10 protein-coding genes are annotated in these 14,969 nt (G+C 70.6%); 4 read left to right on the top strand and 6 right to left on the bottom strand.

What is annotated here, in order from left to right; genetic code table 11:
* Positions 1 to 5 precede the first annotated feature (5 nt).
* Positions 6 to 2,579, bottom strand: coding sequence for an RNA helicase (locus OG883_RS35160; RefSeq protein ID WP_266550339.1), 2,574 nt, complete (start codon positions 2,577 to 2,579; stop codon positions 6 to 8).
* Between the two features lie 73 nt (positions 2,580 to 2,652).
* On the opposite strand from OG883_RS35160, the gene OG883_RS35165 reads away from it, so the two are divergent.
* Complete coding sequence (locus OG883_RS35165) at positions 2,653 to 3,444, top strand: metal-dependent hydrolase (RefSeq protein WP_266550341.1); 792 nt, start codon at positions 2,653 to 2,655, stop codon at positions 3,442 to 3,444.
* A gap of 121 nt (positions 3,445 to 3,565) precedes the next feature.
* Here the strand turns inward: OG883_RS35165 and OG883_RS35170 are convergent, their stop codons facing one another.
* Together OG883_RS35170 and OG883_RS35175 are read right to left on the bottom strand one after the other, a co-directional pair.
* Positions 3,566 to 5,347, bottom strand: a complete 1,782-nt coding sequence (locus tag OG883_RS35170) for an ABC transporter ATP-binding protein (RefSeq protein ID WP_266550342.1) — start codon at positions 5,345 to 5,347, stop codon at positions 3,566 to 3,568.
* Complete coding sequence (locus OG883_RS35175) at positions 5,344 to 7,149, bottom strand: ABC transporter ATP-binding protein (RefSeq protein ID WP_266550343.1); 1,806 nt, start codon at positions 7,147 to 7,149, stop codon at positions 5,344 to 5,346. The genes OG883_RS35170 and OG883_RS35175 overlap by 4 nt, the downstream gene beginning before the upstream one ends.
* A 161-nt stretch (positions 7,150 to 7,310) precedes the next feature.
* Here OG883_RS35175 and OG883_RS35180 point away from each other — a divergent pair, with 161 nt between their 5' ends.
* On the top strand, positions 7,311 to 8,912 hold the full coding sequence (locus OG883_RS35180; protein ID WP_266550346.1) for a peptide-N4-asparagine amidase: 1,602 nt from the start codon (positions 7,311 to 7,313) through the stop codon (positions 8,910 to 8,912).
* Between the two features lie 103 nt (positions 8,913 to 9,015).
* Here OG883_RS35180 and OG883_RS35185 read toward each other — a convergent pair whose 3' ends face one another.
* A complete protein-coding gene (locus tag OG883_RS35185) occupies positions 9,016 to 10,500 on the bottom strand; it encodes a Gfo/Idh/MocA family protein (RefSeq protein ID WP_266550349.1) in 1,485 nt (494 codons plus the stop codon).
* Positions 10,501 to 10,693: 193 nt separating this feature from the next.
* Positions 10,694 to 11,140, bottom strand: a complete 447-nt coding sequence (locus tag OG883_RS35190) for a MarR family winged helix-turn-helix transcriptional regulator (RefSeq protein WP_266550351.1) — start codon at positions 11,138 to 11,140, stop codon at positions 10,694 to 10,696.
* A gap of 97 nt (positions 11,141 to 11,237) precedes the next feature.
* Here OG883_RS35190 and OG883_RS35195 point away from each other — a divergent pair, with 97 nt between their 5' ends.
* A complete protein-coding gene (locus OG883_RS35195; protein ID WP_266550353.1) occupies positions 11,238 to 13,046 on the top strand; it encodes an ABC transporter ATP-binding protein in 1,809 nt (602 codons plus the stop codon).
* A gap of 39 nt (positions 13,047 to 13,085) precedes the next feature.
* Positions 13,086 to 13,679, top strand: a complete 594-nt coding sequence (locus OG883_RS35200) for a hypothetical protein (protein ID WP_266550356.1) — start codon at positions 13,086 to 13,088, stop codon at positions 13,677 to 13,679.
* 150 nt (positions 13,680 to 13,829) lie between these two features.
* On the opposite strand, the gene OG883_RS35205 is transcribed toward OG883_RS35200, so the two are convergent.
* Positions 13,830 to 14,921 carry an NAD(P)-binding domain-containing protein gene (locus OG883_RS35205; RefSeq protein WP_266550358.1) on the bottom strand — a complete coding sequence of 364 codons (1,092 nt, stop codon included), beginning with the start codon at positions 14,919 to 14,921 and terminating at the stop codon, positions 13,830 to 13,832.
* Positions 14,922 to 14,969: the final 48 nt, after the last annotated feature.

The raw sequence follows: 14,969 nt of genomic DNA on the forward strand, positions 1-14,969 counted from the left end.
CCCTGTCAGAGCTGGCCGACGGCGGTGACCCGTACGACGGCGCGGCCTTCCTCGTCGGAGGCCGCCAGATCGACCTCCGCGCTGATTCCCCAGTCATGGTCGCCGTTCGGGTCGGCGAAGATCTGCCGCACCCGCCACAGGCCGTGCTCCGCATCCTCCTCGATCAGGAGCAGCTTGGGGCCACGGGCGTCGGGCCCGGTGCCCAGGTCCTCGTACTCGTCCCAGTACGCGTCCATCGCCTCGCCCCAGGCGTCCTCGTCCCAGCCGGACTCGGCGTCCATCTCGCCCAGCTCACGGACGTGATCGAGCGCGGCGAGCTCGACCCGGCGGAACATGGCGTTGCGCACGAGCACCCGGAAGGCGCGGGCGTTGGCAGTGACCGGCTTGACCTGGTCGGCCTTCTCCTGGGCCTGCTCGGCCGTCTCGATCTCGGGGTTGGCGAGCTGCTCCCACTCGTCGAGCAGGCTGGAGTCGACCTGGCGCACCATCTCGCCGAGCCAGGCGATCAGGTCCTCCAGGTCCTCGGACTTCAGATCGTCCGGGATGGTGTGTTCCAGCGCCTTGTACGCGCCCGCGAGGTAGCGCAGCACGATGCCTTCGGTGCGGGCGAGTTCGTAGTGGGAGGTGAACTCCGTGAACGTCATGGCGCGTTCGAACATGTCACGGATGACCGACTTCGGCGAGACCGGGTGGTCGCCGACCCACGGATGGCTCTTGCGGTACACGTTGTACGCGTGGACCAGGAGCTCTTCCAGCGGCTTGGGGTACGTCACGTCCTGGAGCCGCTCCATCCGCTCCTCGTACTCGATGCCGTCCGCCTTCATCGCTCCGATCGCTTCGCCGCGTGCCTTGTTCTGCTGGGCGGCGAGGATCTGACGCGGATCGTCCAGCGTGGATTCGACCACGGAGACCATGTCCAGGGCGTAGGAAGGGGATTCGGGGTCCAGCAGCTCGAAGGAGGCCAGCGCGAAGGTGGACAGCGGCTGGTTGAGCGCGAAGTCCTGCTGGAGGTCGACGGTGAGCCGGACGATACGGCCCTCGGAGTCCGGCTCCTCCAGCCGTTCCACCACGCCGCCGTCCAGCAGGGAGCGGTAGATGGCGATGGCCCGCCGGATGTGGCGGAGCTGGTTCTTGCGCGGCTCGTGATTGTCCTCGAGGAGATGACGCATTGCAGCGAAGGCGTTGCCGGGGCGGGCGATGACCGACAGCAGCATGGTGTGCGTGACCCGGAAGCGGGAGGTCAGCGGCTCCGGATCGGAGCCGATGAGCTTCTCGAAGGTGGTGTCCGACCAGGCGACAAAGCCCTCGGGGGCCTTCTTGCGGACCACCTTGCGGCGCTTCTTCGGGTCGTCGCCCGCCTTCGCCAGGGACTTCTCGTTCTCGATGACGTGCTCGGGAGCCTGGGCGACGACAAAGCCGGCGGTGTCGAAGCCGGCCCGGCCCGCGCGGCCCGCGATCTGGTGGAACTCACGGGCGCGCAGGGTGCGCACCCGGGTGCCGTCGTACTTGGTGAGTGCGGTGAAGAGCACCGTACGGATGGGCACGTTGACGCCGACGCCGAGGGTGTCCGTACCGCAGATGACCTTCAACAGGCCGGCCTGGGCGAGCTTTTCGACCAGCCGCCGGTACTTCGGCAGCATGCCGGCGTGGTGGACGCCGATTCCGTGCCGTACATATCGGGAGAGATTGCGGCCGAACTTGGTGGTGAACCGGAAGTTGCCGATCATCTCGGCGATCTGGTCCTTCTCCTCGCGCGAGCACATGTTGATGCTCATCAGCGACTGGGCGCGCTCCACGGCCGCGGCCTGGGTGAAGTGCACGATGTAGACCGGTGCCTGCCTGGTCTCCAGCAGCTCGGTCAGCGTCTCCGTGATAGGGGTCAGCTGGTACTCGTACGACAGCGGCACCGGGCGGGACGCCGAGCGGACCACGGAGGTGGGGCGGCCGGTGCGGCGGGTCAGGTCCGCCTCGAACCGGGAGACGTCGCCGAGGGTCGCCGACATCAGGATGAACTGCGCCTGCGGCAGCTCGAGGAGCGGGATCTGCCAGGCCCAGCCGCGGTCCGGCTCCGCGTAGAAGTGGAACTCGTCCATCACGACCTGGCCGATGTCGGCGTGCTTGCCGTCGCGCAGGGCGATGGAGGCCAGCACCTCGGCGGTGCAGCAGATGACGGGGGCGTCGGAGTTGACGGACGCGTCGCCCGTCAGCATGCCGACGTTCTCCGTACCGAAGAGCTTGCAGAGGTCGAAGAACTTCTCGGAGACCAGTGCCTTGATCGGCGCGGTGTAGAAGGTGACCTTGTCCTGGGCCAGCGCCGTGAAGTGCGCACCCGCCGCGACCAGGCTCTTTCCCGAGCCAGTAGGAGTGGAAAGGATCACATTGGCCCCGGAGACCACCTCGATCAGCGCCTCCTCCTGAGCCGGGTAGAGCGTGATGCCCTGGCCTTCGGTCCATGAGGAGAAGGCTTCGAAGAGGGCATCTGGGTCGGCATCCGGCGGCAGCTGATCGATAAGGGTCACGCCCCCATCTTGCCTGGCCTTCCCCCGGATCAGGGAACCGGCCGACTGCACGAAGATCACGAGCGATACGCTGCCCTGTCAAGCCGCCCTGCCAACTGGGCTGCACCACAAGAACAATGGGGCGGGAACGCACATGATGGGACCGGCGCACTCTCTGTCCGGGGCGGCTGCCTGGCTGGGGGTGGGCGCGGCGACCGCCGCCGCCGGCCACCCGATGCCGTGGCCGGTCCTCGTCGTCGGAGCGCTGATCTGCGCGGGCGCGGCGCTGGCGCCGGACCTGGACCACAAGGCGGCGACGATCTCCCGGGCCTTCGGGCCCGTCTCGCGCTGGCTGTGCGAGATCGTCGACAAGCTCTCGTACGCCGTCTACAAGGCGACGAAGAAGCCCGGCGACAAGCGCAGGACCGGCGGCCACCGCACGCTGACCCACACCTGGCTGTGGGCGGTGATGATCGGCGCGGGCACCTCGGCGCTGGCGATCACCGGGGGCCGGTGGGCGGTGCTCGCGATCCTCTTCATCCACCTGGTGCTCGCGGTGGAGGGCCTGCTGTGGCGGGCGGCGCGGGTCTCCAGCGATGTGCTGGTGTGGCTGCTGGGCGCGACGAGCGCGTGGATCCTGGCGGGTGTGCTCGACAAGCCGGGCAATGGCGCGGACTGGCTGTTCACGGCCCCCGGCCAGGAGTACCTGTGGCTGGGCCTGCCGATCGTGCTGGGCGCGCTGGTGCACGACATCGGCGACGCACTGACGGTGTCGGGCTGCCCGATCCTGTGGCCGATCCCGGTGGGCCGCAAGCGCTGGTACCCGATCGGCCCGCCGAAGGCGCTGCGGTTCAGGGCGGGCAGCTGGGTGGAGCTGAAGGTGCTGATGCCCGTGTTCATGCTGCTGGGGGGAGTGGGCGCGGCAGGCGCGCTGAACCTTATTTAGGGCCGGACTCCCTGGCGGCCGGGCCCCGGGAACCGCCGGACGGGCCGGAAGAGCCCGCCCGGCCGGCGGCCGGCGGCCGAGGGCAGGGGCCCGGGGCGGAGCGCCGACTGCGCGGGCACCGTCACCCGTGCCAGGAGCGCCAGAGCGCCGCGTACGCCCCCGCCGCCGCAACCAGTTCGTCGTGGCTGCCCAGCTCGCTGATCCGGCCCTCCTCCACCACCGCGATCACGTCCGCGTCGTGCGCGGTGTGCAGGCGGTGGGCGATCGCCACCACGGTGCGGCCGTCCAGCACCCGGGACAACGAGCGCTCCAGATGGCGTGCGGCCCGCGGGTCCAGCAGCGACGTCGCCTCGTCCAGGACCAGCGTGTGCGGGTCCGCCAGGACCAGACGGGCCAGGGCGATCTGCTGGGCCTGGGCCGGGGTGAGCGCGAGCCCGCCCGAGCCGACCTCCGTGTCCAGGCCCTCGTCCAGGCCGCGCGACCAGGTGTCCGCGTCGATCGCGCCGAGCGCCGACCACAGCTCCGCGTCCGAGGCACCGGTGCGGGCCAGCAGCAGGTTGTCGCGCAGCGACCCCACGAAGACGTGGTGCTCCTGGTTGACCAGGGCGACATGCGCACGGACACGTTCGGCCGGCATCCGGGACAGCTCGGCGTCGCCGAGGGTGACCCGGCCCGTCCGCGGGGCGTAGATGCCCGCGAGCAGCCGGCCCAGCGTGGACTTGCCGGCGCCGGACGGGCCGACCAGGGCGAGCCGGGTGCCCGGCGCGACCGACAGGGACACCTGGTGCAGGACATCCACGCCCTCGCGGTACCCGAAGTACACCTCGTCCGCGCGCACATGGCGCCCGTCCGGGCCGGCCGTCCCGTCACCCTCGTCCGGCTCGATCTCCCGGACGCCCACCAGGCGGGCCAGCGACACCTGGGCCACCTGCAGCTCGTCGTACCACCGCAGGATGATCCCCACCGGGTCGACCAGCATCTGTGCCAGCAGCGCGCCCGTCGTCAGCTGGCCGACGTCCATCCAGCCACGCAGCACGAACCAGCCGCCGATCATCAGCACCGAGCCGAGCACGGTGACATGCGTGATGTTGATGACGGGGAAGAGGACAGAGCGCAGAAAGAGCGTGTAGCGCTCCCACGCGGTCCACTCCTTGACCCGCTGGTCGGAGAGCGCGATCCGGCGCGCGCCCAGGCGGTGCGCCTCGATGGTCCGGCCGGCGTCGACCGTCTCGGCCAGGACGGCGGCCACCGCCGCGTACCCCGCCGCCTCCGAGCGGTACGCCGACGGCGCCCGCTTGAAGTACCAGCGGCAGCCCGCCACCAGCAGCGGTGCGGCCACCAGCACAGCCAGCGCCAGCGGCGGCGCCGTCACCGCGAGGCCGCCCAGCAGCAGGGCCGCCCACACCACTCCGATGGCGAGCTGCGGTACGGCCTCGCGCATGGCGTTGGCCAGCCGGTCGATGTCGGTGGTGATGCGGGAGAGCAGATCGCCGGTGCCTGCCCGCTCCAGCACACCCGGCGGCAGCCCCACCGACCGCACGAGGAAGTCCTCGCGCAGATCGGCCAGCATCTCCTCGCCGAGCATGGAGCCGCGCAGTCGCATCAGCCGTACGAACACGGTCTGCACGACGAGCGCGACGGCGAACACAGCGATTGTGCGCTCCAGATGGAGCTCGCGCGCGCCCTCCGTCAGCCGCTCCACCACGGAGCCGAGCAGATAGGGGCCCGCCATCGAGGCGATCACCGCGATCGCGTTGACGGCGACCAGAGCGGCGAAGGCGCGACGGTGCCGGTGCAGCAGCTCGCGGACATAGGACCGTACGGTCGCGGCGGTGCCGACAGGCAGCGTCGTCGCCGACTCCGGTGCCGCCGGGTCGTACTCCGGTGGCGCCATGCCGATCATGCCGACTCCTCGATCTCGGCGAACACATCTGTCTCGCGGGTGACGACGGCCCGGTAGCGCGGATCGGTGTGCAGCAGCTCGCGGTGCACGCCCACCGCCACCGCCTGGTCGTTGTCCACCAGCACCACCCGGTCCGCGAGGTCGAGCAGCAGCGGCGACGAGGCGAAGACCACGGTCGTACGGTCCGTGCGCAGACGCTTGACGCCCGCCGCGACCCGCGCCTCGGTGTGCGAGTCGACGGCCGAGGTCGGCTCGTCGAGGACCAGCACCTCGGGGTCGGTCACCAGCGAACGGGCCAGCGCCAGGCGCTGGCGCTGGCCGCCCGACAGGGACCGTCCGCGCTCGGTGATCCGGGTGCGCATCGGGTCGCCGTCGGTGTCCACGGACGCCTGGGCGAGCGCGTCCAGCACATCGCCGCACTGTGCGGCGTCCAGGGCCTCCTCGGCGGACACCTTCCCCGAGGAGGGGATGTCGAGCAGCTCCCGGAGCGTGCCGGAGAGCAGCACCGGATCCTTGTCCTGTACGAGGACGGCGGCACGGGCCGCGGCGAGTGTCAGCTCGTCCAGCGGCACCCCGCCGAGCAGGACGGACGCGGTGCCGGCCTTCGCACCGGCCTCGTTCTCGGCCTCAGCCGTCGTCTCGGCGGCGGTGGCCGGGTGGCCGCCGAGCCGTTCGGCGAGCAGTCCGGCCGCGTCCGGGTCCCCGCACACCACCGCGGTGAACCGGCCCGCCGGGGCGAGGACACCGGTGACGGGGTCGTACAGATCGCCGCTGGGCCGGCCGTACGCCACCCCGGAGGGCTCGGTCGTGCGCCGCAGCGCCAGCACCCGCGCGGCCCGCTTCGCGGAGGGCCGGGAGAAGGAGAACGCCATGGCGATCTCCTCGAAGTTCTGCAAGGGGTAGTGGGTGAGCAGGACCGCGCTGTAGACGGTGACGAGCTCGCCCACCGTGATCCTGCCCTCGAGCGTGAGCTTCGCGCCGTACGCGACCACCGCGATCAGGAGCAGCCCCGGCAGCAGCACCTGGATCGCGGCGATCAGCGCCCACATCCGGGCGCTGCGAACGGCTGCCCGCCGTACCTCCTGGGAGGCACGACGGTAGCGGCCGAGGAACAGCTCCTCGCCGCCGATACCGCGCAGCACCCGCAGGCCGGCGACCGTGTCGGAGGCCAGCTCGGTGGCCCTGCCCGCCTTTTCGCGCTGGATGTCCGCGCGCCGGGTGGCGCGGGGCAGCAACGGCAGGACGGCCAGGGCGAGGACGGGTACGCCGATGGCGACCATGACGCCGAGCGCGGGCTGGTAGATCACGAGACCGACGCAGACCACGACCAGCGTGGTGGCGGCCGCGGCGAACCGGGAGAGAGCCTCGACGAACCAGCCGATCTTCTCCACGTCGCCCGTGGAGACCGCGACCACCTCGCCCGCGGCGACCCGGCGGGTCAGCACCGCGCCGAGCTCGGCGGTCCTGCGGGCCAGCAGTTGCTGGACGCGGGCCGCGGCCGTGATCCAGTTGGTGACGGCCGTGCGGTGCAGCATCGTGTCGCCCAGCGCGATGGCCGCGCCGAGCAGCGCGATCAGCCCGCCCGCGTACGCCAGCTGCTCGCTGGAGCGGTCCACCACTGCCTGGACGGCCAGGCCCACGCCGAGCGGCAGCCCTGCGATGCCGAGCTGGTGCATCAGGCCCCAGAACAGGGACTTGAGCTGACCGCCCAGCTGATTCCGGCCGAGCCACAGCAGGAACCGGGTGCCGGACCGGACGTCGGGATCACCTGGATCGGGATACGGAAGATCGCGAATCTGCATGACGTCCCAGCGCTCTGTGAAATGTATGGCGCAAACCGTACAAGGTTCGCCTTTTGCAGCCCGTCCCGCAAACGACTTTTGTGCCGCAGGACATGGAACGCGCCAAGATCGAGCATCATGCTCTGGCGTACCGGGCCCGTCGCACGCTTCACTCCTGACGCATGAAGAGACAGATCATGTCCATGCTCGCCGGGCTGGCACTGGCGGCGGGATCGCTGCTCGGCGCCGGGCCCGCCGCCGCGGCGGCCGAGCCGCCCATTGACCCGCCCGCGGAGTTCGGCAACGACTGGCACGACCCGGTCACCGCCGCGCCCCCCGTCGGTCGGCCCGCCACGGCGTCCTGCCAAGTGACGCTCGTTCAGGCGCAGTTCCGCGACTTCATGCCGCACAGGGGCAGCTACGCACCTCCCGAGGAGTGCGGCAGAAACTGGAGCAAGGTGGTGCTCCGGCTCGACGGAAGCGTCAAGGGGCGGCAGTACGACAGGCTCGGCCACCTCGCCGTCGGTGGAGTGGAGGTGCTCCGTACGTCCACCCCGCAGCCCTCGCCGGACGGCATCGCCTGGTCGGTGGAGAAGGACATCACGCGCTACAGCGACACCCTGCGCAGCGCCCAGCCCGTCGAAATGCTCATCGGCAATGTCGTCAATGAGACGTACACCGGCGTCATCGACGTCAAGGTCACGCTGACCTTCTACGCGTCCGACGGCACGGTGAAGTCCGCCGGGACGCCCGACAAGGTGCTCGCGCCGGCCGGCACGTCGCTCACCACGCCGCGCAACTCCGAGCGGATCATCGCCGAGGTGTACGCCACCGGTTCGGGCGGCGGCTGCGAAGAGTACTGGTATCTGACCGTCCCGGACGCCGCCCCCTACTCGTGCAAGGCCGCGGACGGCCCGTACCGCGAGGTGCAGATCAAGGTCGACGGCCAACTCGCCGGAATCGCGGCGCCGTTCCCGACGGTGTGGACCGGCGGCTGGTCCAACCCCTTCCTCTGGTATGTGATTCCGGGGCCACGCGCCTTCGACATCAAACCGATCCAGTACGACCTCACCCCCTTCGCAGCCCGGCTCAACGACGGCCGGCCGCACCGCGTCGAGGTGTCCGTCGTCGGAGTCCCGCCGGGGCAGACCGGCTGGAGCACGCCCACCAATGTCCTGGTGTGGCAGGACGAGGGAAGCACCGTGGTCACCGGAGGCCTGACCCGCCACCAGGAGAGCTCACCCGTCAACTCGGTGACGTACACGCCCGGTTCCGAGCACCGGCTCGACACCGAAGGCGGCCACCGGCTCACGGTCGCCGGCTACCTCAACACCTCGCACGGGCGGGTGGTGACGTCCGTGAGCCGTACGCTCGCGAACAGCTCCGTCCACCGCTGGACCGAGGGGGAGAGTCTGGACGCGTTCAAGGGGACCTGGACCGACGACGAGACGGTGACCGGCGGACGGCAGGTCACGGCCACCCACCGCACGTACACGATGGACGGCGTCACCACGCTGGGCGCGGGCGACCGGCTGCGTACCGTCCTCACCCTGGGGGACACGGCCGACACCGTCGTTCTGCGGGGTGGAAAGCGGCTGACGTGGACGCGTCTTGACGACGCGTACGCGGGTGATGCGACGTACACGGCCAATGTGCCGCGCGACCAGCGGCACGCGGTCGGCACGACGGCGGAGCGCTACCGGCTGTACGGCTCCGGGGGCTGCTACGACCGCACCCTGACGACCGTTCAGGGGACGGTCACCGAGGACCGGCGGCGCTGCTGAGAGGAACGGGGCCCGGCCGGCGCGAGCCGGGCCCCGCCCGTCAGGACGCGGGCCTGGACCGTCAGGACGCGGGCCTGGACCGTCAGGACGCGGGCCCCTCCCGTCAGGACGCGGGCCTGGCCGAATCCACGCCGGGACGTGCCTTCCTCCACTCGCCCCGGGTGAAGTCCGGTATCTGCTGCGGCGCGCCCTTCGCCTTGACCGACGCATGGCTCAGCGGAACCGGAGCCGTCCAGGTGGCCGCGTCGTACACGTCGAAGTCGGGGACCAGGCCCAGCTGCATGCACTGCATCAGCCGGAAGATCATGATGTAGTCCATGCCGCCGTGGCCGCCGGGCGGGTTGGAGTGCTCCTTCCACAGCCAGTGGTCCCAGTCGGCGTACTGGGAGAAGTCCTTCCACTGGTCGTCGGTGTGGTCGGGCTCCAGGTAGATCCGGGCCGGGTAGTCCTCGAAGACACCCTTCGTACCGCCGAGGCTGTTGATCCGGCTGTAAGGATGCGGGGTCGACACATCGTGCTCGAGCCGGATGACGCGGCCCTTCGCCGTCTGGACCATGCTGATCGTCCGGTCGCTCTCGATGTACGTCTCCTTCCAGCTCGGGTCGCCCGGCGGCATGTTGGCCCTGCGGTACTCGGCCAGGCCCAGGGCCGGGGTGCCGAAACTGGAGATGCTCACCACTCGGTCGCCGCGGTTGATGTCCATGTAGTTGGAGACCGGGCCGAAACCGTGGTTGGGGTAGAGGTCACCACGCAGCCGGGTGTGCCACAGCCGCCGCCAGGGACCCTCGTAGTAGTCCGGGTCGAACATCAGGCCGCGCAGATCGTGGTTGTACGCCCCCGCACCGTGCAGCAGATCGCCGAACTTGCCGGCGTGCGCCATGCGCAGCACCCGCATCTCGTTCTTGCCGTAACAACAGTTCTCCAGCTGCATACAGTGGCGCCGGGTGCGCTCGGAGAGGTCGACCAGCTGCCACAGCTCGTCCAGACGCATGGCGACGGGGCACTCCACGCCGACGTGCTTGCCGTTCAGCATCGCCGCCTTGGCCATCGCGAAGTGGAGGTCCCAGGGCGTGGCCACATAGACGAAGTCGAGGTCGCCACGCTCGCAGAGGTTCTCGTAGTCGTCCTCGCCCTTGGTGTACACGGCGGGAGCGGGCTGACCGGCCTTGACCACCTTCGCCGCGGCGCTCTCGGTCTTGGCCTTGACCGGGTCGCACAGGGCGACGACCCGGACCCCGGGGAGGGCGAGGAAAAGGTCGATCATGCTGCCGCCGCGATTGCCGAGGCCGATGATCCCGACCCGGACGGTGGTGCGGCGGTCGAAGGGGATCCCGGCCATCGTGCGGCCCTTGCGGGCGGGGGCTGCGGTCTCCGCGGCTCCCGCTCCGGCGGTCTCCGTGGGGGCGATGGCTCCGGCGGTTCCGCCGGCAGCGCCGGTGCCCGCCGCCGCGGCGGTGGAGGTGCCCAGCGCCCCGAGGCCGAGCCCCGCGCCCGCCGCGCCGGCTGTGGTCCGCAGGACGGAGCGGCGGCTCATCGAGCCGGCGTCGCCTTCGTCCCTGCCGTGGTTCTGCTGTGCTGCGTCGTTCATCGAGCCTCCAGGAGAGCTGACGTTGCGCGGCTGGTTCACGAACCTCGGTAGGGACCTTGGTAGTTGGTGCTGCAGATGCGCAAGGGCACGCGTTTGGACTCTTGGTCCGAGTCCATGGACTCTTCTTCACCGCTCTCCTGGAGACGGGGAGAAGAGGGCGTCGCCGTGCCCGGAAGTGACGTCGAGGGCGGCTTCAGCAGCGCGGCCCGGCGCCGTCGACCAGGGTGGACAGCAGACCGCCCAGCACCTCGCGCTGGTCGGCGGTCAAGGGAGCCAGGATGTCCTCCGCGGCTGCGCGGCGAGCGCGGCGCAGCGCTCTGAGCGTGGCGCGGCCGGTGTCGGTGAGCTCGATCCGGATCACCCTGCGGTTGGTCGGATCGGGGGCGCGCCGGACACGGCCGCTCGCCTCCAGACCGTCCACCAGGCTGGTGACGGCCCGGGGAACCACCTCGAGGCGCGCGGCGAGATCGGCCATGCGAGGCGGCTGGTCGTAGTGCGAGACGGTGCGCAGGAGACGGGACTGCGCGGGTGTGATGGCGATGTCGGCCGACTCCAGCTGCCGCTTCTGGCTTCGGTGGAGGCGGCGGGTCAGCCGCAGCAGCTGTTCGGCCAGCAGGCCGTCGGCGTCGGGGGTGCTCATACCCGGAACAATATCAGGACCAGGATCATTGTGAAGTTAGGTAACAGTGAGCTATGCTCTCAAAATATTTGCTGTCCCACGCCTGTCGAAGGAGCCCATGAAACCCGAACAATCCACCTGGACACCGCCGCCCAAGGGCGCGGATCAGCCACCCGCCGAAGTGCGGCGCATCCTCCGGCTCTTCCGCCCCTACCGCGGCCGGCTCGCCGTCGTCGGACTGCTCGTCGGCGCCGCGTCACTCGTCTCGGTCGCTTCGCCGTTCATGCTGCGCGAGATCCTCGACACCGCGATCCCGCAGGGGCGCACCGGGCTGCTCAGCCTGCTCGCCCTCGGCATGATCCTCACCGCGGTGATGACCAGCGTCTTCGGCGTGCTCCAGACGCTGATCTCCACCACCGTCGGCCAGCGCGTCATGCACGATCTGCGCACCGCGGTCTACGCCCAGCTGCAGCGCATGCCGCTCGCCTTCTTCACCAGGACCCGCACCGGAGAGGTCCAGTCGCGCATCGCCAACGACATCGGCGGAATGCAGGCGACCGTGACCTCCACCGCGACCTCCCTGGTCTCCAACCTCACGGCCGTGGTCGCCACGGTCGTCGCGATGCTCGCACTCGACTGGCGGCTGACCGCGGTCTCGCTGCTCCTGCTGCCGCTGTTCGTCTGGATCAGCCGACGCGTCGGCCGCGAGCGCAAGAAGATCACCACGCAGCGTCAGAAGCAGATGGCCGCCATGGCGGCGACCGTCACCGAGTCGCTCTCCGTCAGCGGCATCCTGCTCGGCCGCACCATGGGCCGGGCCGACTCACTGACCACATCCTTCGCCGAGGAGTCCGAGCGCCTCGTCGACCTCGAAGTGCGCTCCAGCATGGCCGGGCGGTGGCGGATGTCCACCATCGGTATCGTCATGGCCGCGATGCCCGCACTCATCTACTGGGCCGCGGGACTCACGCTCCGGTCCGGAGGACCGGCGATCTCCATCGGCACGCTCGTCGCCTTCGTCTCGCTCCAGCAGGGCCTGTTCCGTCCCGCCGTGAGCCTGCTCTCCACCGGAGTGCAGATGCAGACCTCGCTCGCGCTCTTCCAGCGGATCTTCGAGTATCTCGACCTGCCGGTGGACATCACCGAGCCCGAGAAGCCCGTCCGGCTCGCGAAGGTCCGCGGCGAAGTGCGGTTCCACGACGTCGACTTCCTCTACGAGGACAAGCAGGCGCGACCGACCCTCGACGGTATCGATGTCACAGTCCCGGCGGGCGGCAGCCTGGCGGTCGTCGGACCCACCGGCTCCGGCAAGTCCACGCTCAGCTATCTGGTGCCCCGGCTGTACGACGTCACCGGAGGCAGAGTCACGCTCGACGGCGTGGACGTACGCGACCTCGACTTCGACACCCTCGCCCGAGCCGTGGGCGTCGTCTCCCAGGAGACGTACCTCTTCCATGCCTCCGTCGCGGACAACCTGCGCTTCGCCAAGCCGGACGCGACCGACGGGGAGCTGGAGGCGGCCGCACGCGCCGCGCAGATCCACGACCACATCGCGTCCCTGCCCGACGGCTACGACACCCTGGTCGGCGAGCGCGGCTACCGCTTCTCGGGCGGCGAGAAGCAGCGGCTCGCCATCGCCCGCACCATCCTGCGTGACCCGCCCGTTCTGATCCTCGACGAGGCGACCAGCGCCCTCGACACCCGTACCGAACACGCCGTGCAGCGGGCGATCGACGCGCTCTCCGCGGGCCGCACCACCATCACCATCGCCCATCGGCTCTCCACGGTCAGGGATGCCGACCAGATCGTCGTCCTCGACGCGGGACAGATAGCCGAGCGCGGCAGCCATGAGGAACTGCTCGACCGGGACGGCCGCTACGCCGCTCTGGTGCGCAGGGACGCCCAGTTGGCCCCCGTCGCACCCTGACGGTGGACGGCTCTCTCCGATACGGCATGATCGCCGCCCATGAGAGCTCTTCTTGGGGTGGAACTGCCCGGATACCGGCCCGTCGACAACGACGTGTGGGCGAACGACGAAGGCGATGTGCTGTCGCTGCACTTCTTCGGGCTGGCGCCCGACCTGCCCGCGTCGCTCGACGACGGGCCCGCGCTGCGCGCCGCCCTCACCCGCTACACCGCCGACGCCGGGGGCGGCCTGATCGAGGCCTCGGTGAAGTCACTCGGCCGGCTTCCCGCGCTGAAGCAGATACTGAAACTGCCGCTGCCGGGACAGCCCAGCGGCCAGGCCTTCATCGGCAGCTTCACCGTGCCGCGCGCGAACTGCAGCACCGTGGTGAAGATCCAGGCCCCCGAGCGCGGAATGACGGGGATGCGCGAGGCGATGGTGATGGCCCAGGTCGGCCACGACAAGTACTTCCGGCCCCACCCGTACGCGCCGGAGGTCCAGGGCGGTCTGCCCTTCCACGCCGCCGACCATGCCCAGTGGGACGCGCAGTTCCCCGACCACCCGCTGACCCGGGTTCGGCGCGCCCTGGACAGTCTTGCCGAAGTGGTCCAGGTGACACCGGAGTTCGCGGCGCTGCCGCCCTTCGCCCCCTGAGGCATGTGCGCGGTGACGGGGTCGGGCCAGGCACTCCGGCCGGCGGGGTCGGGGGCCAGGCAGGTCAGGCACCTCGGGCGGGCCACACACGTCAGGTCAGGTCAGACACCTCGGGTCACACGCGTCCGGTCAGCTTGGGCCGTACAGGTGTCAGGTCAGGCCGGCCAGGGCCGGTTCACCCTCCAGCAGCCGCTTGATCTCGCGGACCGCCGCGCGGCCCGCCCGGTTGGCGCCGATCGTCGAGGCCGATGGCCCGTACCCGACGAGATGGATCCGAGCGTCCCGTACGGCGCGCGTGCCCTCCACCTGCACGCCGCCGCCCGGCTCGCGCAGCCTCAGCGGTGCGAGATGGTCGATGGCCGCACGGAAACCGGTCGCCCAGAGGATCGCATCCGCCTCCACCGTCCGCCCGTCGCCCCAGGCCACCCCGGTCGGCGTGATCCGGTCGAACATCGGCAACCGGTCAAGGACCCCTTCCGCACGGGCCCGCCGGATGGCGTCGTTCACCGGCAGTCCGGTCACCGAGACCACGCTCCGGGGCGGCAGTCCACGCCGTACGCGCTCCTCCACCATGGCCACCGCTGCCCGCCCGGCGTCCTCGTTGAACGGGCCCTCGCGGAAGACGGGCGGCCTCCGCGTCACCCAGATGGTGTCCGCCGCCACCTCCGCGATCTCCATCAGATGCTGCGTCCCGGAGGCCCCGCCGCCCACCACGATCACGCGCTGCCCGGCGAACTCCTCGGGCCCCGGATAGTCCACGGTGTGCAACTGCCGCCCCCGGAAGGTGTCCTGGCCCGGGTAGCGGGGCCAGAACGGACGGTCCCAGGTGCCGGTCGCATTGATCAGCGCCCGCGCCGACCAGGTGCCCTCCGAGGTCTCGACGAGCAGCCGCCCGCCCTCTCCCTCGTGGACCCTGGTGACGTCGACGGGCCGGTGGACGCGGAGATCGAAGCGCTCCTCGTACGCCGAGAAGTACGCACCGATCACCTCGGAGGAGGGCCGCCCGTCGTCCGCACCCGTCAGTTCCATGCCCGGCAGCGCGTGCATGCCGTGCACCTTGCCGTACGTCAGTGAGGGCCACCGGAACTGCCAGGCGCCGCCCGCGCGCGGGGCGTGGTCGAGCACCACGAAGTCGCGGTCCGGCACCAGGCCGGCGCGACGCAGATGGTGGGCGCCGGACAGACCCGCCTGCCCGGCGCCGACGACGACCACGTCCACGTCTCGTACCCCGATATTGTTCACGCTTCTACCAACTGCGCCGGGGCCGTGGATCTTCCCGCTCCACCCGGC

The organism is Streptomyces sp. NBC_01142, assembly GCF_026341125.1.
Taxonomy (GTDB): domain Bacteria; phylum Actinomycetota; class Actinomycetes; order Streptomycetales; family Streptomycetaceae; genus Streptomyces.